The organism is Rhizobium sp. BK049, assembly GCF_014193135.1.
Taxonomy (GTDB): Bacteria; Pseudomonadota; Alphaproteobacteria; order Rhizobiales; family Rhizobiaceae; genus Rhizobium.
On record NZ_JACHYV010000033.1, the window covers coordinates 14,510 to 34,475 of the forward strand.

Annotated in this window: 17 protein-coding genes and 1 pseudogene; 9 read left to right on the forward strand and 9 right to left on the reverse strand. The window is 62.5% G+C overall.

The features are described 5' to 3' along the window. Positions 1–36 precede the first annotated feature (36 nt). Together FHT70_RS26630 and FHT70_RS26635 are read right to left on the reverse strand one after the other, a co-directional pair. Positions 37–1,245, reverse strand: coding sequence for an acetyl-CoA C-acetyltransferase (locus FHT70_RS26630; RefSeq protein WP_085776857.1), 1,209 nt, complete (start codon positions 1,243–1,245; stop codon positions 37–39). 173 nt (positions 1,246–1,418) lie between these two features. Beyond that, entirely contained in the window at positions 1,419–3,215 is a 1,797-nt protein-coding gene (locus FHT70_RS26635) for an acyl-CoA dehydrogenase C-terminal domain-containing protein (RefSeq protein ID WP_183705962.1), read from the reverse strand. Positions 3,216–3,456: 241 nt separating this feature from the next. On the opposite strand from FHT70_RS26635, the gene FHT70_RS26640 reads away from it, so the two are divergent. From FHT70_RS26640 to FHT70_RS26655, 4 genes are all read left to right on the forward strand, one after another. After that, complete coding sequence (locus tag FHT70_RS26640) at positions 3,457–4,140, forward strand: DNA-3-methyladenine glycosylase I (protein WP_183705964.1); 684 nt, start codon at positions 3,457–3,459, stop codon at positions 4,138–4,140. Positions 4,141–4,478: 338 nt separating this feature from the next. Next, positions 4,479–8,246 (forward strand): peptidoglycan-binding protein, encoded by a 3,768-nt coding sequence (locus tag FHT70_RS26645; RefSeq protein WP_183705966.1) that lies wholly within the window; start codon positions 4,479–4,481, stop codon positions 8,244–8,246. 400 nt (positions 8,247–8,646) lie between these two features. Beyond that, positions 8,647–9,570 (forward strand): sulfite exporter TauE/SafE family protein, encoded by a 924-nt coding sequence (locus FHT70_RS26650; RefSeq protein WP_183705968.1) that lies wholly within the window; start codon positions 8,647–8,649, stop codon positions 9,568–9,570. After that, the gene (locus FHT70_RS26655) at positions 9,570–10,370 is read left to right on the forward strand and encodes a TIGR02186 family protein (RefSeq protein ID WP_085776851.1); all 801 of its coding nucleotides are present in this window, start codon (positions 9,570–9,572) and stop codon (positions 10,368–10,370) included. The genes FHT70_RS26650 and FHT70_RS26655 overlap by 1 nt, the downstream gene beginning before the upstream one ends. 30 nt (positions 10,371–10,400) lie before the next feature. Here FHT70_RS26655 and FHT70_RS26660 read toward each other — a convergent pair whose 3' ends face one another. Further along, entirely contained in the window at positions 10,401–10,688 is a 288-nt protein-coding gene (locus FHT70_RS26660) for a YciI family protein (RefSeq protein ID WP_183705970.1), read from the reverse strand. A 12-nt stretch (positions 10,689–10,700) separates the two neighbouring features. Continuing rightward, positions 10,701–11,309, reverse strand: coding sequence for a TetR family transcriptional regulator (locus tag FHT70_RS26665; protein WP_183706013.1), 609 nt, complete (start codon positions 11,307–11,309; stop codon positions 10,701–10,703). Between the two features lie 194 nt (positions 11,310–11,503). On the opposite strand from FHT70_RS26665, the pseudogene FHT70_RS26670 reads away from it, so the two are divergent. Both FHT70_RS26670 and FHT70_RS26675 read left to right on the forward strand, forming a co-directional pair. Continuing rightward, a pseudogene (locus FHT70_RS26670) lies at positions 11,504–12,097 on the forward strand (dihydrofolate reductase family protein). Positions 12,098–12,281: 184 nt separating this feature from the next. Continuing rightward, complete coding sequence (locus FHT70_RS26675) at positions 12,282–12,863, forward strand: transglycosylase SLT domain-containing protein (protein WP_097601598.1); 582 nt, start codon at positions 12,282–12,284, stop codon at positions 12,861–12,863. Between the two features lie 52 nt (positions 12,864–12,915). Here FHT70_RS26675 and pdeM read toward each other — a convergent pair whose 3' ends face one another. Further along, positions 12,916–13,641 (reverse strand): ligase-associated DNA damage response endonuclease PdeM, encoded by a 726-nt coding sequence (gene pdeM, locus FHT70_RS26680; protein ID WP_183706015.1) that lies wholly within the window; start codon positions 13,639–13,641, stop codon positions 12,916–12,918. Between the two features lie 22 nt (positions 13,642–13,663). Continuing rightward, positions 13,664–16,174, reverse strand: a complete 2,511-nt coding sequence (locus tag FHT70_RS26685) for a ligase-associated DNA damage response DEXH box helicase (RefSeq protein ID WP_183706017.1) — start codon at positions 16,172–16,174, stop codon at positions 13,664–13,666. A gap of 97 nt (positions 16,175–16,271) precedes the next feature. Between FHT70_RS26685 and FHT70_RS26690 the strand changes: the two genes are divergently transcribed. Together FHT70_RS26690 and FHT70_RS26695 are read left to right on the forward strand one after the other, a co-directional pair. Further along, positions 16,272–16,772 carry an Rrf2 family transcriptional regulator gene (locus FHT70_RS26690; protein WP_183705972.1) on the forward strand — a complete coding sequence of 167 codons (501 nt, stop codon included), beginning with the start codon at positions 16,272–16,274 and terminating at the stop codon, positions 16,770–16,772. A 21-nt stretch (positions 16,773–16,793) separates the two neighbouring features. After that, positions 16,794–17,255 carry a carboxymuconolactone decarboxylase family protein gene (locus FHT70_RS26695; RefSeq protein ID WP_183705974.1) on the forward strand — a complete coding sequence of 154 codons (462 nt, stop codon included), beginning with the start codon at positions 16,794–16,796 and terminating at the stop codon, positions 17,253–17,255. Between the two features lie 51 nt (positions 17,256–17,306). Here the strand turns inward: FHT70_RS26695 and FHT70_RS26700 are convergent, their stop codons facing one another. The 3 genes from FHT70_RS26700 to FHT70_RS26710 form a co-directional block, all read right to left on the reverse strand. Next, positions 17,307–17,474, reverse strand: a complete 168-nt coding sequence (locus FHT70_RS26700) for a hypothetical protein (RefSeq protein ID WP_157131363.1) — start codon at positions 17,472–17,474, stop codon at positions 17,307–17,309. Between the two features lie 303 nt (positions 17,475–17,777). Further along, positions 17,778–18,413, reverse strand: a complete 636-nt coding sequence (locus FHT70_RS26705) for a YitT family protein (protein WP_183705976.1) — start codon at positions 18,411–18,413, stop codon at positions 17,778–17,780. A 211-nt stretch (positions 18,414–18,624) separates the two neighbouring features. Beyond that, the gene (locus FHT70_RS26710; protein ID WP_183705978.1) at positions 18,625–19,557 is read right to left on the reverse strand and encodes a methyltransferase domain-containing protein; all 933 of its coding nucleotides are present in this window, start codon (positions 19,555–19,557) and stop codon (positions 18,625–18,627) included. Positions 19,558–19,699: 142 nt separating this feature from the next. On the opposite strand from FHT70_RS26710, the gene FHT70_RS26715 reads away from it, so the two are divergent. Then, positions 19,700–19,966 carry a DUF6460 domain-containing protein gene (locus tag FHT70_RS26715; RefSeq protein WP_085779950.1) on the forward strand — a complete coding sequence of 89 codons (267 nt, stop codon included), beginning with the start codon at positions 19,700–19,702 and terminating at the stop codon, positions 19,964–19,966.

The window sequence follows — 19,966 nt, forward strand, 5'->3', positions numbered from 1 at the left end:
TGAAGCCCTCCCCTTGTGGAGAGGGTCGCGATCCCATCAGACGCGTTCGATAACCGTTGCCGTGCCCATGCCGGCGCCGATGCAGAGCGTCACCAGCGCGGTGTTGAGGTCGCGGCGCTCCAGCTCGTCGAGCACGGTTCCGAGGATCATCGCGCCGGTGGCGCCGAGCGGATGGCCCATGGCGATGGCACCGCCATTGACGTTGATGCTGTCGTGATCGATGTCGAAGGCCTGCATGTAGCGCAGCACCACGGCGGCGAAGGCCTCGTTCAACTCAAAGAGGTCGATGTCCGACAGGCTCATGCCGGTCCGCTTCAGCAGCTTTTCGGTCACGTCGACGGGGCCGGTCAACATCAGCGCCGGATCGGAGCCGATATTGGCGAAAGCCTTGATGCGGCCACGCGGCTTCAGCCCCATGCTCTCACCGCCAGCCTTCGATCCCAGGAGCACCGCAGCGGCGCCATCGACGATGCCGGAGGAATTGCCGGCATGGTGGACGTAGTTGATCCGCTCGATCTCGGGATGGGCCTGGATGCCGACGGCTTCGAAGCCACCCATCTCGCCGGGCATCTGGAAGGAGGGGTTGAGAGAGGCAAGCGCCTGCATATCGGTGCCGGGGCGCATGTGCTCGTCCTTATCCAGGATCGTCAGGCCGTTCTGGTCCTTGACCGGGATCACCGACTTGTCGAACCAGCCCTGCTGCCAGGCATGGGCGGCGCGCTTCTGGCTCTCGACGGCGTAGGCATCGACATCGGTTCTGCTGAAGCCGTATTTGGTGGCGATGAGATCGGCCGAGACGCCCTGCGGCATAAAATAGGCCGGGAAATTCACCGACGGATCCATGAACCAGGCGCCGCCCGACATGCCCAGGCCGACGCGCGACATGCTTTCCACACCGCCTGCGATGACGATGTCGTCGGCGCCCTGGGCGATCTTGCCGGCGGCGAAATTGACGGCATCGAGGCCGGAGGCGCAGAAGCGAGAGATCTGCATGCCGGGCGCACGGGTGGAATAACCGGCTTCGAAGGCGGCAGCCTTGGGGATGACGGCGCCGGCATCCATGACCGGGTCGACGCAGCCCATGATGATGTCGTCGACGGTTGTCGTGTCGAGCCCGTTGCGGTCGCGGATCGCTTCCAGCGTCTTGGCGGCGAGGCGGACGGAAGGCACCTCATGCAGGGCGCCGTCCTTCTTGCCGCGGCCGCGCGGCGTGCGGACGTGATCGTAAATGAAAACCTCGGTCATTGTCTCGTCTCCCTGATGGCGCAGACGCGCCTTTGAATTCTGCGAAGACCAAATAGCCCTTCGTTTTAAGCTCAGGGCGTTCGGCGCTCGAAACGATTCACCGGATCGTTTCGTCGGCTGCGCCGACCGCTTTCTCACCCCCAACCCTCCCCACAAGGGGAGGGAGAACCGGCTCAAAACGCTTCAGCGGCCAGCGCCATCATCGTGTCGGCGCCGGCTTCGATGCGGGTCTTGCGAAGGGCGGTTTCCGGCATGATCCGCTCCATGAAGAATTTCGCCGTGGTCAACTTGTTCTTCAGGTAATCCTCGCGGGCGGCATCGCCCGAGGCAAGGCCGTACTCGGCGGCCTTCGCCATCTTCGCCCACATATAGCCGAGAACGACGAGACCGAAGAGATGCATGTAATCGGTCGAACCGGCGCCGGCATTGTCGGGCTTGGCCATGGCGTTCTGCATGAACCACATGGTCGCGGCCTGGACGTCGTTCAAGCCCTTCTTCAGATGCTTGGTGAAGAAGGAGAGCTTTTCGTCGCTGCGGTTCTCCTCGCAGAAATCGCCGATTTCCTTGAACAGCGCCATGACGGCGCGGCCGCCGTTGAGCGCGAGCTTGCGCCCGACGAGATCGAGCGCCTGAATGCCGTTGGCGCCTTCGTAGATCATGGCGATGCGGGCATCGCGCACATACTGGCTCATGCCGTGCTCTTCGATATAGCCGTGGCCGCCGAAGACCTGCTGGGCCATGACGGCGTGGTCGAAGCCCCTGTCGGTCATCACACCCTTGAGGATCGGGGTGACGAGGCCGAGAATGTCGTCAGCGGTCTGGCGCTCCTTCTCGTCGGTGGCGCGGTGGGCGATATCGGACTTCAGCGCGGTCCAGAGCAAAAAGGCGCGGCCGGCCTCGTTGAAGGCGCGAATGGTCATCAGAGTCCGGCGGATATCGGGATGGACGATGATCGGATCGGCCTTCTTATCCGGCGCCTTGACGCCGGAGAGCGAGCGGCCCTGGATGCGGTCGCGGGCATAATTCGCGGCATTCTGATAGGCGATTTCGGAAATGGCGATGCCCTGCAGGCCGACCATCAGGCGCGCCTCGTTCATCATCACGAACATGGCATTGAGGCCGCGGTTTTCGGCGCCAATCAGGAAGCCGGTCGCCTCGTCGTAATTCATGACGCAGGTGGCGTTGCCGTGGATGCCCATCTTGTGCTCGATCGCACCGCAGGACACGGCATTGCGGTCGCCAAGAGCGCCGTCCTTGCCGACCAGGTATTTCGGGACGATGAAGAGCGAGATGCCCTTGGTGCCCTCGGGGGCCCCCTCGATGCGAGCCAGAACCAGATGGACGATGTTGTCGGTCAGATCGTGCTCGCCGGCAGAGATGAAGATCTTCTGGCCGGATATTTTATAGCTGCCGTCGGCCTGCGGCACCGCCCGGGTGCGCAGCATGCCGAGATCGGTGCCGCAATGCGGCTCGGTCAGGTTCATCGTCCCCGACCAGGAACCGTCGACCATGTTCGGCAGATAGGTTTCCTTCTGCTCCTGCGTGCCATGGACGAGGATCGCGGCGATCGCACCCTGCGTCAGGCCCGGATACATCATCAGCGACATGTTGGCGGCGGAGGTATATTCGCCGACGGCGGCATGCAGCGTATAGGGAAGCCCCTGGCCGCCGAATTCTTCCGGCACGGCAAGGCCGATCCAGCCGCCTTCGCGATAGGCATTATAGGCTTCCTTGAAGCCCTTCGGCGTCGAGACACTGGCGTCGTCCTGACGTCTGCAGCCTTCCTGGTCGCCGGAATAATTGACCGGAAAAAGAACTTGTTCGGCCACCTTGGCTGCCTCGCCGAGGATCGCCTCGATCATATCGGGCGTCGCATCGGCAAACCCGGGAAGATTGTTGTAGCGTTCGAGGCCCAGCACGTCGTTCAAAACGAAAAGCGTATCGTTCACCGGGGCCTTGTAGACTGGCATCTCTCAATTTCCTCCCATTCGGATAACCGGATCGCGCCGGCCTTGGTCATCGTCTTACAAAATATTGACGTTTGCGTAAACGTCAAACTCTTCCTCTCCATCGCCTTTTCATGAAAAAATTCGAGAGGGCGAATCCGCAAGCCGTCGATGCGGAGGCAGGAGACGCCATCTCATCTTCCTTGTCCATTCGGGAATGGCGTATAAGCGCAAGCGTCTTTCACTATGCATCAGGTGGGCCGGCATGATCAGTTTCGAGGCGATTAGGCAGCGTGCGGAAGAGCGAAAAGGCGGTGCGGCCGCGCTGCAGGCAATGCTCGAGAAGCACCAGCCGGATCACGACCGGCTGCGCGCCATGCCGGACGACCGCATTCTGGCCGACATGACCCGCCGCATCTTCTACAGCGGCTTCGTGCAGAAGGTGATCGATGCGAAATGGCCGGGCTTCGAGGCGGCGTTTTCCGGCTTCGATCCGGCGGCGCTGAATATCGCGCCCGACGATTACTGGCATGAGCTGACATCGGACGAGCGGATCATCCGCAACGGCGCGAAGATCATGTCGGTTCGCGCCAATGCCGCCTTCGTCAGAGAGCTGGCGAGCGAACATGGCAGCGTCGGCGCCTTCTTCGCCGACTGGCCGCGGGAGGACCAGATCGGCCTCCTCGATCTGATAAGCAAACGCGGCAGCCGGCTCGGCGGCATGACCGCCCAGTATTTCCTGCGCGGCATCGGCCGCGACAGCTTCGTCGCCACGCTCGACGTGCTCGCCTGCCTGAGATCGGCCGGCGTGCCGCTCTCCTCCTCCGGCACGACGAAGAAGGACCAGCAGCTGATCCAGCAGGCCTTCAACGACTGGGCCGCCGAGACCGGCCTTTCCTTCATCCACCTCTCGCGCATCAGCGCCTATTCGATCGATGCCGCGCACTGAAATTCCGGCCTGGCGATGTCTATCCGATCCGGCGAATTTCACGGCAATTGCCGCCTAAAGAAGCCTTTCGGCTGCAAACGTTAAAAAATTCTCATCTATCTTAACGGCTTGTTTACCACGTTTCGTGAAAGGTGCGGATTGAGCCGTAGTGATCCGCATTCCTTTTCCCAGTCCCGCGTTCCTAAAGAATGCCGCTACATCGTTCAGCCTGAGGAAAGTCTAATTGACTATCTTCTTATGGATGATGCGCTCCGGTCCGCGTGAAGACGTGGGCAGCAGACGAAGAAGCCACGGATCGAGCTCTGACGAGAGGTCGAGCAGTCGAAGCGAGCAAGAAGATGAACGGATCGCGATCAAATCCTTCCCGACAGTCCGACAGGACCTCGCTCGATGCGCTGAACCGCACGATCGAAGGGCTGGAGGCGCGCATCGAAGGGCTGATGGGCAGCGGACGCGATCAGCGGACGCGCACGCCAACGGCCGAGCGCGATCCTTATGCGGCCTCCAATGCGCCGCGCCCCACACGAGCGCCGGTCGAGCCGCGGCCGGATCCGCTGGCGGAAATTCGCCAGCGCCAGCGCGCATTGGAAGCGGGCCGCGAACGCTCCTATGGGCGCGAGCAGGCCACCCAGCTGCGCGACCCCGCACCGCGCGCCGCCGCGCCACTGGCCGCCCCTGCCTTACGCGCCGGCGACGACACGATGACCGAGATCGCCCAGGCGCTCGTCAACCTCAGGCAGGACTTGAAGCGCGATATTTCCGAGGGCGTGACCCGCGAGATGAGCGCACTGCGCGCCGAACTGCGCGAGATCAAGGCGACCGCCGGAGACAGCCGCTTCGCCGACGACATTCGCGCCGACATGAACCGCCTGGCCCAGAGCATCAGCCAGTTGACCGGCCGCTCGAGCGGCCCGGAGGCCGTCGGCCTGCGCGAGGATTTCGAGGAGCTGCGATCGCTGATGGACGGGCTGGCGCGCGAGGAATCGCTGCGCCATATGGAAAACCGCTGGGACGGCGTCGAGAGCCGACTTGCCGCACTCGATACCGAGGGGCTGCAGGAAGAGCTCGTTTCGCTGGCCTACCGGCTCGACGATATCAAGCGCCATATCGGCGGCATGGGCGAAAGCCCCGCGGTCCGGGCGCTGGAAGACAAGCTCATCGCCATCGCCACGGCGATGGAGCAGTTCGGCAACATGATCCAGCCTCATGACCGGGTCATGTCCGAGCAGTTTGCCGCCATGGATATGCGCCTCGACGAGATCAGCCGGGCGATTGCGGCAAGCGGCCGCGCAGCTGCCGCCAACGATCCGACGCTGATGCAGCGGCTGGAAAGCCGCCTGTCGTCGCTCGCCGACCAGATCGACCTGATGAGCCACGACGCGGCCAGCCGGGCAACCCCAGCCGACGAGCTGGCGATGCGGCTGGAAGCGCTGACGGAGCGCGTCGAGGAGCTGGCCAAGGCGGAAGCGACGTCCCGGCTCGACGAGCGGCTGGAACATCTATCCTACCTGCTGGAGCGCACGCAGAAGGCGGCCGCGCAACCCGACCTCACCGGCCCGCTTTCCGACATCTCCCGCAAGATCGATGCGCTCGAGAATGGAGCGGTCAATGACGTGCTGGCGCAGCGGCTCGATTATCTCGCCCGGCGGATCGACGAGATGGCCTTTCAGCAGCCCGCGCCTGCCGCGGCGATCGATGACAGAGCTTTCCAGCGTCTCGAAGGCCGGCTGAGCGACATCGCCGCCCGGCTGGAAGAAACAACGGCGGCGCCGCCGACCGATCCGCAAGCGCTGAAGAACCTCGAAGACCAGATTGCCAACCTTTCGGCGCTGATGAGCGAGCCGCGCGAAAGTGCCGCGATCCCGGCCGACCTCGACCGGCGCATGGGCGCGATCGAAGATTATATGGCGACAAGCGACGAATATATCATCGAGGCGGCGCGCCAAGCGGCGGAGGCCGTCGTCGAGGCCTATTCGCGCAATGGCGGCCTGCAGGGCGGCGTGCCCGCCGCCGACATGTCGGCGCTGACGGCGCTGGCCGAGGATCTGCGCCATCTCGAGGATATCAGCCGCGACAGCGAGGAGCGCACGCACAAGACCTTCAAGGCGCTGCACGAGACGCTGGTCCACATCGCCGACCGGCTCGACGGCATGGAAGAGCGCGGACGGCCGATCGCTCAGATGCCGATGGCCGACGTCGATTTCGATGTCGACCCCTATGCGCTGATGGTGGCTGAAGCCGCCCAGACGGCGGACGTGCCCCCGGCAGCGAAAGCCTCTCCGGTCATCCGCACGGCTGAGGTCGCGGCGGAACCTGCCGCCCCCGCCCAGGCCGCGAGCATGAGCGCAACAAGCGCAATCGCCATCGAAGCCGCGACGCGGCCGCCGGAGACCCCGACACCGGCGCCGGCAAAAACCAGCCTGTTCGCCAGCCTTGGCAAGCGGCTGCGGCCCGGCAAAAAAGCCGAGGCGCAGGCGAAGGAACGACCGGTGATCGACCCTGCGCCGTCGATCGATCCCGCCGACGTGGTCCCGACGGATGCGGCGAACGAACTGCTCGAGCCGGGTTCGGGCGCGCCCGACGTCAAGAAGATTCTTGAACGGGTGCGCGCCAGCCAGAGTGCCCAACGCGGCAAGCCTGCCATCGAGACGGATCGGGCCGACTACATCGCGGCTGCGCGCCGGGCGGCGCAGGCTGCCGCAATGGAAGTGGACGCCAATCCAAAGCAGGCGGCAACCAAGGCCGACAAGAAGGCCGCAAATGCCGACAAGACGAGCAAGACCGACAAGGCGGGCAAGCCCAGCGCCTTTTCGCGCTACCGCCGACCGATCCTTCTCGCCGTCGGCGCCGTCTTGCTCGCCATCATGGCCTTTCCGCTGGCGCGGACGTTGACGAGCGGCGAACCCGCACCGCAGCCGCCGGCGGAGGTCTCTGCGCTGACGGGGGCGACGGAAAACCCGCAGCCGGTTCCGCCTGAGGCGACACCCGCCCAGCCGGACACCGGCGCTGCCGATCTGAACGTCCCTGCAGCGGCGAGCGCACCGGCCGCCGATCAGGCGCAACCGGAAACAGCCTCGCCGGCCGCAGGCGATCATCTGACCGATGCAACGCCGCTCGATGGCGAAGGGGCCGCAACTTTGGCCCCCGCCGGTTCGTCCGCGACAATGCAGGAAACATCGAGCTTCACTCCGAACAGCCCGACCGCAGCGGCGGTCGCGCCGCAGGCAGCGATCACCATCCCCGACACCGTGCAGCCGAAATCACTTGCCGATGCGGCACAGGGCGGCGACTCCCTGGCGCTGTTCGAGATCGGCGCACGCTATTCGGACGGCCGCAACGGCATGACCGTCGATCAGAAACAGGCCGCAGGCTGGTACCAGCTTTCGGCCGACAAGGGTTTTGCGCCGGCACAATACCGGCTCGGCAGCATGTATGAGAAGGGCAACGGCGTCGAACGCGACATCTCCAAGGCGAAGGGCTTCTACGAGCAGGCGGCGAACCGGGGCAATGCCAGCGCCATGCACAATCTAGCCGTTCTCTACGCCTCCGGCGCGCTCGGCCAGCAGGATTATGCGACGGCGGCCTCGTGGTTCACCAAGGCCGCCAATCTCGGCATCACCGACAGCCAGTTCAACCTGGCGATCCTCTGCGCCAGGGGCAACGGCGTTCCGGCGGATCTCGAAGAATCCTATAAGTGGTTCGCGATCGCCGCCAAGGCCGGCGACAAGGATGCAGCACAGAAGCGCGATGAAGTGGCCAACGCCATGAAGCCTGACCAGCTCGAACGGGCGCGTGCCAAGGCCGACCTCTGGAAGCCAGAACCGCTCGACCACCGCGCCAACGGCATCGACATCCCCGACGAATGGGCGGGCACAGGGATGAAGACGGCAACCGTCGACATGAAGAAGGCGATCCGCAACATCCAGGCGATCCTCAACAATAACGGTTTCGACGCCGGCGTGCCCGACGGCGAAATGGGGGCGAAAACCGTCGCCGCGATCAAGAGCTTCCAGAAGTCGATCGGCCAGGAGCCGGACGGCAAGGTGAGCGACGCGACCGTGAAGGCGCTGCTCGAACGCAACAAGCAGGTCGCCAAGGCGATCTAAGGTGCGTCGACGGAGGTCGAGCCGCCGGTGAAGACCCCTCCCCGCAAGGGGAGGGGCTTGCATGCCGCGCCGACGTTATCTCTTTCACGGATTCACCCGCGGAAACGTTGATGTTGCTATGGGGTGATGCCGCGCATCCCCCTTGGGGAGGGGTCTTCGCAGGCCTTGCGGCACTAAGCCGCAAGCTTTTCCGAAATTTTCCCACCCTCGTCACAAAACCTGAAAAAAGCCCGATTATGCCGGACATATCGATCCGCGCATCGCCGAATCTCCCGCCATCGATCTCTATCAATCGGGGCCGATCGAAAGCCTCTGGCAACGATTTCACAGTATGGTGCGCATTCGAACGGGGACGTGACAGGAACCGCCCGGCAGGGGCGGTCATCATTCGGGGTCGGTTGTGACAATTTATCTGCCCATCGCAGAATTGTCGGTGAACATCTTCATCATTCTCGGCATGGGGGCGGCCGTCGGATTCCTGTCCGGAATGTTCGGCGTCGGCGGCGGTTTTCTCATCACCCCGCTATTGATCTTCTACAATATCCCGCCCGTCGTCGCCGTCGCCACCGGCGCCAACCAGGTCGTGGCGTCGTCGATTTCGGGTGCGATCACCCATTTCCGGCGCGGCACGCTCGACGTCAAGCTCGGCACAGTGCTCCTGGTCGGCGGTCTTACAGGGGCGACCGTCGGCATCTGGATCTTCTCGCTGCTGCGCGCCATCGGCCAGCTCGACCTGATCATCTCGCTGATGTATGTCATCTTCCTCGGAGCGGTCGGCGGGCTGATGCTGCTCGAAAGCATCAATGCCATGCGCCGCGCCGCACGCAACGAGCCGCCCGCGCCGCGCAAGCCGGGCCACCAGCATTGGGTGCACAAGCTGCCGCTCAAGGTGCGCTTCAAGAAATCGAAGATTTTCCTCAGCGTCATTCCGATCATTGCGCTCGGCTTTGCGATCGGCATCCTGACCTCGATCATGGGTGTCGGCGGCGGCTTCATCATGGTGCCGGCAATGATCTACCTGCTGCGTATCCCGACCAATGTCGTGGTCGGCACCTCGCTTTATCAGATCATTTTCGTGACCGCCTATACGACGATCGTGCAGGCGGCGACGAACTTCTCTGTCGACATCGTGCTTGCCTTCATCCTGATGGTGGCGGGTGTCATCGGGGCGCAATATGGCGTGCGCGTCGGCCAGAAGCTTCGCGGCGAGCAGCTGCGCGCCCTGCTTGGCCTGCTGGTTCTGGCCGTCGGCCTGCGTCTGGCGATCGCGCTGGTCGTGACCCCTGCCGACGTCTATTCGGTGGTGATGGGGACCGGGAACTGATGCGCCTGCTTGCCTCGATCCTCCTGCTCCTGTGTCTGCTGCCGGCGGTTGCCGGGGCGCAGTGGCTGCCGGGACAGGCAACGGAAGCGGTGCGGGAGGGGCTGGAGATCGGCACATCGACCAGCGAAATTGCCATCACTTCGGATTTCCACGGTGCCGATCTGACGATCTTCGGGGCGCTCTCGAACACCGACCAGCTGCTGCTCGCCATTGGCCAGTATGACGTGGTGGTAGTGCTGGAAGGCCCGCGCGAGGATGCGACGGTGCGCAAGAAGGAGCGCGTCTTCGGCATCTGGGTGAACAGGCGCTCGATGACTTTCGAGGCGGTGCCGCATTCCTATTCGATGTCGAGCTCGCGCATGATCGACGATCTGACGACGCCGCTGGAACTCACCGACCAGGGGATCGGCATCGACCACATTCCGCTGACGCCGGTCGGCTTCGTCGGCGACGGCAGCAATCTCGGCGAGTTCCGTCAGGCTTTCCTGCGGCTGCAGCAGGTGGGCGCGCTTTACGACCGGAACCCGAGCGGCGTGCGGTTCGTTTCATCGAACCTCTTCAAGGCGAGCCTGCGCCTGCCGGCAAATATTCCGAACGGGGTGCACACGGTGCGCGCCTATCTCTTCAAGAGCGGCAATCTCATCACCGATAAATCGCTGCCGCTGCGCGTCATCAAGACGGGCATCGAACAGACGATCACCGACGCGGCCCATGATCAGCCGATCCTCTACGGATTTGCGGCCGTGGCGCTCGCCGTCGTCACCGGCTGGAGCGCCAGCCTGATCTTCCGCAAGGAGTGATCCGGCGCCGCGAACCGTCGCGCTCGTGTCTCATGTCTTCAGGAAGGCGAGCCGCTCGTCGACGCGAGCGGGGGCAATTTCCAGAATATCGGCGCTGACGACGCCTTCCGCTACGAAAGGATCCAGCTGAATCCTGGTTTCGAGTTCGGCGCGCGAGGTGTTGTGAGCGACGACTGCTCCACCTGCGCTCGGCTGAAGGCCGCCGGCGAGAAGAAAAATCCCGTCGTCGAAGCCTCGTTTGAGCCAGGCATTATGCGCTTCCATCAGAACCGGTGCTTTGGCCCTGCTTTCAGAAAATTTCAGAGTAATGAAAAACATGCAGTGTCTCCTTCAGGAATGCTGTCGTGAAAGGGTGTCGGGAAAGGCGGGTGTTTCTGGCCGCTGCTCCGCCAGCCACGCGCGCATATTTTCCACCTCGTTTTGAACAAAGATTTCGTCGCGATAGGCGGCCGCAAGCGTCGCGACGCCCTGGCTCCGCATCAGAATGTGCATGGCAAGCGCATCGGCTTCAGCCTCGCGGCCAAGCTCGCTGAATTGACGTGAGAGCCAATGGCGAAACAGATCGAAAAGTTCGGCAGCACGGCTCTTGGCAATGTGATCGAGCTTGGCGAGTTCGGCGCAAAGCGTGCCGACCGGGCAACCGTGGGCCATGATTTTCGACTGATTCACGATGAGGAGATTGACGAAGCTGAGAATACGCTCGTCAGGTGCCTCGGCCTGTGCTTCCCACTCATCGAGCATTGACCTGGTTTTGAGGAGGCGATGGGTGATCACCGCATCGAGAAGCTCGTCCTTCGTCTTGAAGTGATAATAAAAATTGCCTCGCGAGAGTCCGACTGTACCCGCAATGTCGGCAAAGGACGTTGCTTCAAAGCCTCTCTCGTAGAAAAGCCTGTCGGCTGCTTCGACAATTTGCTGCCGGGTGGCCGCAGCGACCATTTTCATTCTCCCTTTCTGTCCGCGAAGCTACGATTCGTAGGTCAATTGACCTAGCCATTAGGACAATTGACCTAGAAGAGTCAAGCGCCGGAACTTCTTGTCGGCGGCCTCCATGACCGCTTGCGTATCGCAATCAGTTGAACTACTGTGAACCAGTTGCTTATTAAAAGCGGTTCTCACTTGAGGAGGATGAAATGCGGAAGCTTGTCGTCTGGAACCTGATGACGCTCGACGGCTAGTTCGAGGGAACGAAACCGTGGGAGATCGACTTCCACAATCTCGCCTGGGGACCGGAGCTCAAGCGCTATGCCGAGCAGTTCGGCGAGGAAGGTGACCTCCTGGTCTTCGGCCGCAAGACCTATGAGGGCATGGCCGCCTACTGGCCGACTGCCGAGGACGAAGACAAGATCAAGGCCTATATGAACGGCATTGCCAAGATCGCCGTCTCTCGAACAATGACCGATCCCGGCTGGAACAATGCCCGCATCGTCAGCGATCCGATTCCCGAATTGACGAGGCTGAAGCAGGAGGACGGCAAGACGATCTTCATCTTCGGCAGCGCCGCGCTTGCCGACAGCCTGCTGAAGGCGGGCCTTATCGATGAGATCAGGGTTTGCGTGGTGCCGGTCATTCTCGGCGGCGGCAATCCGCTTTTCAAAGCGAACGCGGCCCAGGTGCCGCTGAGGCTTATTGAATCCTCGACCACGCAAAGTGGCGCGGTGATCCTGCGCTACGAGCCGCTCAGGGCAGTGGGACACGACGGATTCGGCTCGCTGCCCCTACCCTGAGCCTAGTCATGGCCGAGCCACTGTCTCGATTCCAATTGGCGCCGGCAGACAGACGGGCGGCTGATCTCACCGGCCTCCGCGACGGAAATGGCACTCCGCTGCCTTCAGAAAAGCTCGTATTCGACTAAAAACCGGTTTTTAACATTTACGAGTTAGTAATCTCTCGGAAACGAGAGGTTCTGTTATGCGTACTCGTATCGTTCTGACCGCCGTGGGTCTCGCGCTGCTTGCCGGCTGCGCGACGGCGCCGAAGCAGACGAGGAACATCTGCGCCGTCTTCGACCAGCGCGAAGGACTCTTCTCCAGCTGGCAGAGCGCGGCCGAGCGGACGGAGAAGAAATACGGCGTGCCCGTGCCGATCCTGATGGCGACGATGTACACCGAATCGGGTTTCCAGCCCTACGCGCGGCCGCCGCGCACCAAGCTCTTCGGCTTCATTCCCTGGACCCGGCCGTCGACCGCCTACGGCTATTCGCAAGCGCTCGACGGGACATGGGATCACTATCAGTCGCAGACGGGGAACTGGGCGGCGCGCCGCACGAACTTCGCCGACGCGATCGATTTCATCGGCTGGTATCATTACCAGAACAGTGTGGAGACCGGTATTCCGCTCAACGATGCCTATAATCTCTATCTCGCCTATTATTCGGGCCCGACGGGATATAAGCGCGGCGACTGGCGCTCGAACGGGCAATTGCAGCAGACGGCACAGAAGTTCGCGCGAATGGCGGGGACATATCAGCAGCAATTGCAGGGGTGTGATTAAGTTCAAAGGCGTGCAGTGTGGCACCCCCCACGGCACACATCGAGGACAGACGCTACCCCCGCAAATTCCCATACCTGACCGAATAAATCCGATCGCGTCCCAACAGATGCGCGATCAGCGATTCCTTTTCGAACAAGCCCTTCATCGCATGATGGCCGAGATCGAGGCCGCCGCTCATCACCCCAAAGGCCGGCATGAGGAGGCGAGCGCCGTCCGTGGCGAAGCAGGGGCGGCGGATTGATCGTTCGCGCCGGCGCACGGTCGCCGAAGGATGCAGGTGGCCGGCGATTTCGCCGCTCTGCAAGCCGTTCCTCGGCTCGTGGCGGAAGGTCAGGCCGGCATAATGCACCTCGTCGGCGCAAGCGCCGGGCAGATCGACGATGCCGTCGGGATCATGGTTGCCGTTGATCCAGATCCATTCGCGGCCGCGCGCCATACCGACGATCAGCGCGCGAAAATTTTCCGGCAGATGCTTCGAACCGATGCGGTCGTGAAAATTGTCGCCGAGCGAGACGACGACCTTCGGATCATAGCGGGAAATGACAGCGGCAAGCACGGTCAGCGTCGCCAGCGTGTCATAGGGCGGCAGCATCATGCCACGGCGCGCGAAGGCTGCGCCTTTTTCGAGATGCAGGTCGGAGACGACGAGCAGTCCGGCATCCGGCAGATAGAGGGCGCCGAGCGGATCGCAGACGGCGGCAATGCCGTTCACCGATGTCTCGATGCCGGGGATCGCAGCCAATCCGGAAATGTCGCGCGCCAGCGCCAGGCGGTTCATCACAGTCGTATTTTCCCAGTCATCATGCCAGAGCTTCGGCGATCAGATCGTCCGCCGCCTCGGCCAATAGCGCATCATGGGCCTCGCCCGGCACCGCCTCCCGGCCGATTTCCAGCATCACCGGCACGGCGAGCGGGGAAATATGATCGAGCGGGCGGTGGGTGATGTGGCCCCTGATTCGCATCAGCATATCGCCAAGACGGCTTATATCCAAAAGCCCCGTCGCCGCATCCTGGCGCGTTGCCTGCAGCAGGATGTGATCCGGCTCATGGCTGCGCAGCACGTCATAGATCAGGTCGGCCGAGACGGTGATCTGGCGGCCGCTCTTTTCCTTGCCCGGATGGCGGCGCTCGATCAAGCCCGCAATCACGGCGCAATTGCGGAAGGTGCGTTTCAACAAGAAGGATTCGGCGAGCCAGGCCTCGAGATCGTCGCCGAGCATATCCTCATCGAAGAGGTCGGAGAGGCTCAACCGGCCATTGGCGATCATCAGCCCCATATCCTCGAGACCCCAGACGGCGAGCGAATAATCGGTGGCGACGAAGCCGAGCGGCTTGGCGCCCGCTCGCTCCAGCCGGCGGGTCAGCAGCATGCCGAGAGTCTGGTGGGCGAGACGGCCTTCGAAGGGATAGGCGACCATATAGCCGCGGCTGCCGCGCGGGAAGGTTTCGATCAGGAACTCGTCGCGCTTCGGCAGCATCGACTTGTCGGTCTGCAGCGACAGCCAGTCGCGCACCTGATCCGGCAAGTGGCGCCAGCGATCGGGATCGGCGATCATCGCCCGCACCTGCTCGGCGAGATAGGTCGACAGCGGAAACTTGCCGCCATTATAGGCGGGGATCTTCGGATCGAGCGAAAAGGCCTGCGACGCCAGGCATTCATTTTCGCGTATGCCTTCGAAACGCAGCACCTTGCCCGAAAATACGAAGGTGTCGCCCGGCGACAATTGCTCGAGGAAATATTCCTCGACCTTGCCCAGCGTGGCGCCGCCGCGACCGAGCCGGCCGCCCTCGCCGCGCTTGACCATGCGGATGTTCAGCATCGGGCTTTCGACGATGGTGCCGAGATTGAGACGGTATTGCTGGGCGACCGCCGGATTGGAGACGCGCCAGCGGCCCTCCTTGGTCTTGCGGATGCGAGCGTAACGCTCGTAGGTCCTAAGCGCATAACCGCCGGTCGCGACGAAATCGACGACGCGCTCGAAGGTCTCCCAGCTAAGATCGGCATAGGGCGAGGCGCTGGTGACCTCGTCATAGAGCTCCAGCATGTCGAAGGGTTCGGCGCAGGCCATGCCGAGTACGTGCTGGGCGAGCACGTCGAGAGCGCCGCGGCCGACGGGCGGCGTGTCCTGGGCGCCGATATAATTGGCGTCGAGGGCTGCCTGGCACTCCATGACTTCAAAGCGATTGGCCGGCACGAGGATCGCCTTCGAAGGCTCGTCCATGCGGTGATTGGCGCGGCCGATGCGCTGGGCAAGGCGTGAGGCGCCCTTCGGCGCTCCGACATGGATGACGAGATCGACATCGCCCCAGTCGATGCCGAGATCGAGCGTTGAGGTGGCGACGACGGCGCGCAAGCGGTTTTCGGCCATCGCCGCCTCGACCTTGCGGCGCTGGGCGACATCGAGCGAGCCGTGGTGGAGGGCGATCGGCAGGTTGTCGTCATTGATCGTCCAGAGTTCCTGAAACAGCATCTCGGCCTGGCTGCGGGTATTGACGAACAGCAGCGTCGTCTGGTGTTCGAGGAGCTGCTTGTAGACATCGGGAATGGCATAGCGGGCGGCATGACCGGCCCAAGGAATGCGCTCTTCGGTCGACAGGATCGAGATATTGGGTTTGGCACCGCCTTCGACGACGACAAGACCAGCGTGATGTTCCCTCCCCTCCTCCTGGGCGACCAGCCATTTCTGCAAGTCCATCGGCTCGGCGACGGTCGCCGACAGGCCGATGGTCTTCAGGCCGGGGGCAAGGCGGCGGAGGCGCGCAAGGCCGAGCGACAGCATATGGCCGCGCTTGGAGGTGACGAGCGAATGAAGCTCGTCGAGCACGACATATTTCAGGTCCTTGAAGAAGCGCTCCGCCTCACGGTTCGCCAGCAGCAGGGCAACCTGCTCCGGCGTCGTCAGCAGAATATCCGGCGGATTGAGCTTCTGCCGCTGGCGCTTGGCAATCGGCGTATCGCCGGTGCGGTTTTCGATCGTGACGGGCAGGCCCATCTCTTCGACCGGCTTCATCAGGTTGCGCTCGATATCGATCGCCAGCGCCTTCAGCGGCGAGACGTAGAGCGTATGGATACCGGTGAAGGGGGAGCCGGGCGGAATTTTGCCGCGGCGGGTGAGATCGGTGAGCGAGGGCAGAAAGCCAGCGAGCGTCTTGCCGGCGCCGGTCGGCGCAATCAGCAGCGTGCTTTGACCGGCCTCGGCGCGGGACAGCAGTTCCAACTGATGGGCGCGAGGGCGCCAGCCCTTTTCCGCAAACCAGCGGGCAAAGGTTTCAGGCAATAGGGCGCGGGCTTCGGAATCGATCTGGTCCACGTCCTGAAGGTAGTGAAAAGCGGGCGAAAAAGAAGGGCAGTTGACAGAAGCGATAATCATGGATATTTTTTATCCACGAATTGAGGAGATGACACCGATGAAAATGAGCGATGGAGTCGAGCAGGCCATTCACAGCGTCGCCATGCTCTCCGGCCTCTCCGAAGGCGGTCTCCTTTCGGCGGCTGCGCTGGCGGAATTCCACGGCGTGTCGACAAGCTATCTGCTCAAACATCTGCAGGCACTGTCGGGCGCCGGCATCCTCGATACGGTGCCGGGGCCGAAGGGCGGCTATCGGCTGGCGAAGGCGCCGGCGGAGATTTCGCTGCTCGACATATTGCTTGCTGTGGAGGGACCGGCCCCGGCCTTTCGCTGCGCCGAAATCCGCCAGCGCGGACCGAACCCGGTCTCCGACCACTTCTTTTCCAAGCCCTGCAACATCAGCGCGGCAATGCTCCGGGCCGAGCGGGTCTACCGGGCCGAACTTGCCAACACCAGCATTGCCGATCTCGGCATCGAACTCGCCGCCCTCGACGACGGATCGATCGCAGCCCGAGGCTGCGCCTTCCTTGAAATCCATGAACGCAAGACGGCTCGTTGAGCCATATCAAAGGAGAAAGACATGCAACCGCGTTTCAACTTCGCCAAAGCCGCTCCCGATGCCTACAAGGCGGTCGTCGCACTCGAACAATATGTCCAGTCTTCCGGACTGGAGCGCCGCTTCATCCATTTGATCAAGCTGCGCGCCTCGCAGATAAACGGCTGCGCCTACTGCGTCGATATGCATGTGAAGGAAGCCCGCCACGACGGGCTCAGCGAACAATGGATCAACCTGATGTGCGTCTGGCGGGAATCGCCGGTCTATGACACGCGCGAAAGGGCCCTGCTCGGATGGGTCGACGCTGTGACCAATATCGCCAAGACAGGCGCGCCGGACGCAGATTACGAGGCACTGAAGGCGCATTTCTCCGAGAAGGAGATGACCGAGATTACGGTGGCGATCGGCGCGATCAATATCTGGAACCGGCTTGCCGTCGGCTTCCGCTCACAGCACCCGATCGATCAGGTGACGAAAGCCGCGTAATCGATGTTGACGGGAACCGACCCGAATATCTCGGGTCGGTCGAATATCAGGTTAATCGCGATCGGCAGCGGCGCGCGCGGCAACGGCTTCAGACCCACTGCCCGAGAGGTCGATGCTGTTGAATATGTCGCGGACGACCTTGGTAATTTCCTCTGCGGAAGCGCCCTTGGCGTATTCTTCCTGCATGCGGCGTCTTACGAGTTTTTCCAAATCTGACATGGTTCACCTCATCAAATCCGGCGCGACAGGAGTGTCGCGCCGAGGCCGATCTGAGGCAAGTTACGATTTGTTTAGAATGGGTTACCGATTTGTAAGGTTAGTCCGCTATCGGTGAAGGTCCGATTACGGCGCGTCCCCTCTCCCCGTTTTACGGGGAGAGGGGACGTGCCCTGCGAAAGGTGTGCGAGGAACGGAGAGGTCGCGGCTTATCCCTTCGCCTCGCGTGCGGGGTCCGAAGGACGGGTCGAGACCCGTGGTTCGGCCTCGGTCGATGCCCGTAGACGGATAAAGGGGCAGCCACCCCTACAGCGCAATGTAACGATCGGCGCGGTGGTTGATGGCAACGAAGAGGTTGAGGACAATGGCGCCGAGCACCGAATAGAAGACGACGGACGGCGTGGTGACGAAGAAGGCGGCGGCGAGGACGCACATGTCGATGGCGAGCTGGACGAGGCCGGCGCGGATGCCGAAGCGTTCTTGCAGGTAGATGCCGAGGATGCCGACGCCGCCGAGACTGGCGCGGTGGCGATAAAGCGCCAGCAGGCCGAAGCCGAGCAGCAGGCCGCCGAGAAGGGCAGCCCACGCCGGGTGGATGCTCGAAATCGAAAAGAAGCGCGACTGCACGTCTGATAGCACCGAGGTCAGGCCGATGGCAATGAAAGTCTTGATCGTGAAGGCCATGCCGAGGCGCTTCCACGAGAGATAGAAGAACGGAAGGTTGAGCAGGAAGAAGGCGAGGCCGAAATTGACGCCGAAGGCATAGTGCAGCAGGAAGGCGACACCGGCGGTGCTGCCGGTGAGAAGGCCGGCACTGGCGAGCACATAAATGCCGAGAGCGGCAATCAGACTGCCGGAGAAGATACCTTGCACATCTTCGATCGGCGTATGGCGGGTCGCGCTGGTATTCCAGACGCCAAGGGCATTGATGCGCTGTGTCATATTCCAGTCTCCACGGCAGACAGGTTCGCGAAAGCCTCCGAGGAACTCCTGAAGGCGGTGACGTTTTTTGCAATGTGAAATGAGCCGGCGGGGCGCGGTCGGTATCGCCGCGCTCTTGGCGATATCAGTGAAATATCAGTCTTCTGCCGTTGCAATCAAGCAAAATAGGTAAGTAATGCTGACCTATTAAAAAATAGCAAGAAAAGTTCGCTTACGCAGCGTTGCGCGTAAGGAACAGAATGCCGGAAACCGGTTTTCCGCCATCTTTGCGAATGACCGTCTTGACGATCTTGAGGATTTCGAAGCCGTGGCGGGAAAGCAGTTGCCTCACATAGGCTTCCGAATGGGCGTAACGCAACGACGGGGCGAGTTGGAAAGCCTCTCCGTCGCCCGCATCCTCGACGGAGAAGGCGAAATCCGCACCGGCGGCGGCGAGTTCACCGACGATCGCAAAGACGCTCTCGAGGTTGCCGAGATACATCAGCACGTCGGCTGCGCTCACGAGGTCGGCCCGCCAGTGCCCGGCATCGTCGAACAGGCCGGAGCGCTCGGGCGCAAGCGACAGATCGGCTCGGGCGAGATGATCATAGGCTCGTTTCTCCGCGGCCTTGGCCAGCATGTTCTGCGAGAGGTCGAAGCCTTCGAGGCGGCGGGCGCGGGCGCGGATCTCCGGGCCGAGCAGGCCGGTGCCGCAGCCGAGATCGACGGCGCATTCGTAACGCCTGCCGGTGGAGGCGATGAGGTCTGCGAGCTTCTGCGGGACGCTGTAATCGAGTTTTTCGACGAGGGCGGTGTCGAATCGATCGGCATAATCGTCGAACAGGCGCTCGACGTAGCGGCTCGGCGGCCGGTCGGGGATCGCAGAGTCGCCGAGAAGGGCAAGCTTGAGGGTGGCGCCGAATATATCCTCGGGATCGAGGGCGATCGTCCGGCGATAGGCCTCGATCGCGGCTTCCCCCCTGCCCGCCTTTTCCAGATAGGTGGCGAGCCGATACCAGCCGGCGGCCCAGGCAGGCACGAGCTCCAGCGCCTGCTCCATCAGCTCGGCCGCTGCCTCCGCCTCGCCGCCTTCTTCGAGCATCCTGGCATAATCGGCGCGGCGGTCGGCGATGACATCGCCTGAGGAAAGCTGGTGGGACTGCATGACGAACCTATCGTTTCGCTGGCATTTGCCGGCGGCCACAAAAAAACTCAAGTCCTATTTCAGAGGCGAAGCGGCCAATTCCGGAAAGGGCTTGCGGGCGGTGCGCCGCGACCTTATTCCAGGGGCAAACAGGAGATGGCGCATGTCCGATCAGGTGAACAGGTTCCTCGGCGATTCACTCGGCCGCACATTGATTAAACTCATCGTGGTGTCGCTGATTGTCGGATTCGTCATGACCGTTTTTGGCCTGACGCCGTGGAACATCATCTATGGGTTCCGCGACTTCATCCTGGAACTCTGGCACCGGGGCTTTGCCGCGCTCGGGCGCGTCGGCGACTATCTCCTCCTCGGGGCGACGATCGTCATCCCGCTCTTCGTCATCCTTCGCCTTTTCAGCTATCGCCGATAA

Bases quoted from the DNA above. Each gene is read 5' to 3' on its own strand.
- FHT70_RS26695 (WP_183705974.1), top strand. From the start codon at position 16,794: ATGCAACCGCGTTTCAACTTCGCCAAAGCCGCTCCCGATGCCTACAAG.
- FHT70_RS26630 (WP_085776857.1), bottom strand. From the start codon at position 1,245: ATGACCGAGGTTTTCATTTACGATCACGTCCGCACGCCGCGCGGCCGC.
- FHT70_RS26690 (WP_183705972.1), top strand. From the start codon at position 16,272: ATGAAAATGAGCGATGGAGTCGAGCAGGCCATTCACAGCGTCGCCATG.
- FHT70_RS26655 (WP_085776851.1), top strand. From the start codon at position 9,570: ATGCGCCTGCTTGCCTCGATCCTCCTGCTCCTGTGTCTGCTGCCGGCG.
- FHT70_RS26705 (WP_183705976.1), bottom strand. From the start codon at position 18,413: ATGACACAGCGCATCAATGCCCTTGGCGTCTGGAATACCAGCGCGACC.
- pdeM (WP_183706015.1), bottom strand. From the start codon at position 13,641: ATGAACCGCCTGGCGCTGGCGCGCGACATTTCCGGATTGGCTGCGATC.
- FHT70_RS26675 (WP_097601598.1), top strand. From the start codon at position 12,282: ATGCGTACTCGTATCGTTCTGACCGCCGTGGGTCTCGCGCTGCTTGCC.
- FHT70_RS26715 (WP_085779950.1), top strand. From the start codon at position 19,700: ATGTCCGATCAGGTGAACAGGTTCCTCGGCGATTCACTCGGCCGCACA.
- FHT70_RS26640 (WP_183705964.1), top strand. From the start codon at position 3,457: ATGATCAGTTTCGAGGCGATTAGGCAGCGTGCGGAAGAGCGAAAAGGC.
- FHT70_RS26700 (WP_157131363.1), bottom strand. From the start codon at position 17,474: ATGTCAGATTTGGAAAAACTCGTAAGACGCCGCATGCAGGAAGAATAC.
- FHT70_RS26660 (WP_183705970.1), bottom strand. From the start codon at position 10,688: ATGTTTTTCATTACTCTGAAATTTTCTGAAAGCAGGGCCAAAGCACCG.
- FHT70_RS26635 (WP_183705962.1), bottom strand. From the start codon at position 3,215: ATGCCAGTCTACAAGGCCCCGGTGAACGATACGCTTTTCGTTTTGAAC.
- FHT70_RS26665 (WP_183706013.1), bottom strand. From the start codon at position 11,309: ATGGTCGCTGCGGCCACCCGGCAGCAAATTGTCGAAGCAGCCGACAGG.
- FHT70_RS26645 (WP_183705966.1), top strand. From the start codon at position 4,479: ATGAACGGATCGCGATCAAATCCTTCCCGACAGTCCGACAGGACCTCG.
- FHT70_RS26710 (WP_183705978.1), bottom strand. From the start codon at position 19,557: ATGCAGTCCCACCAGCTTTCCTCAGGCGATGTCATCGCCGACCGCCGC.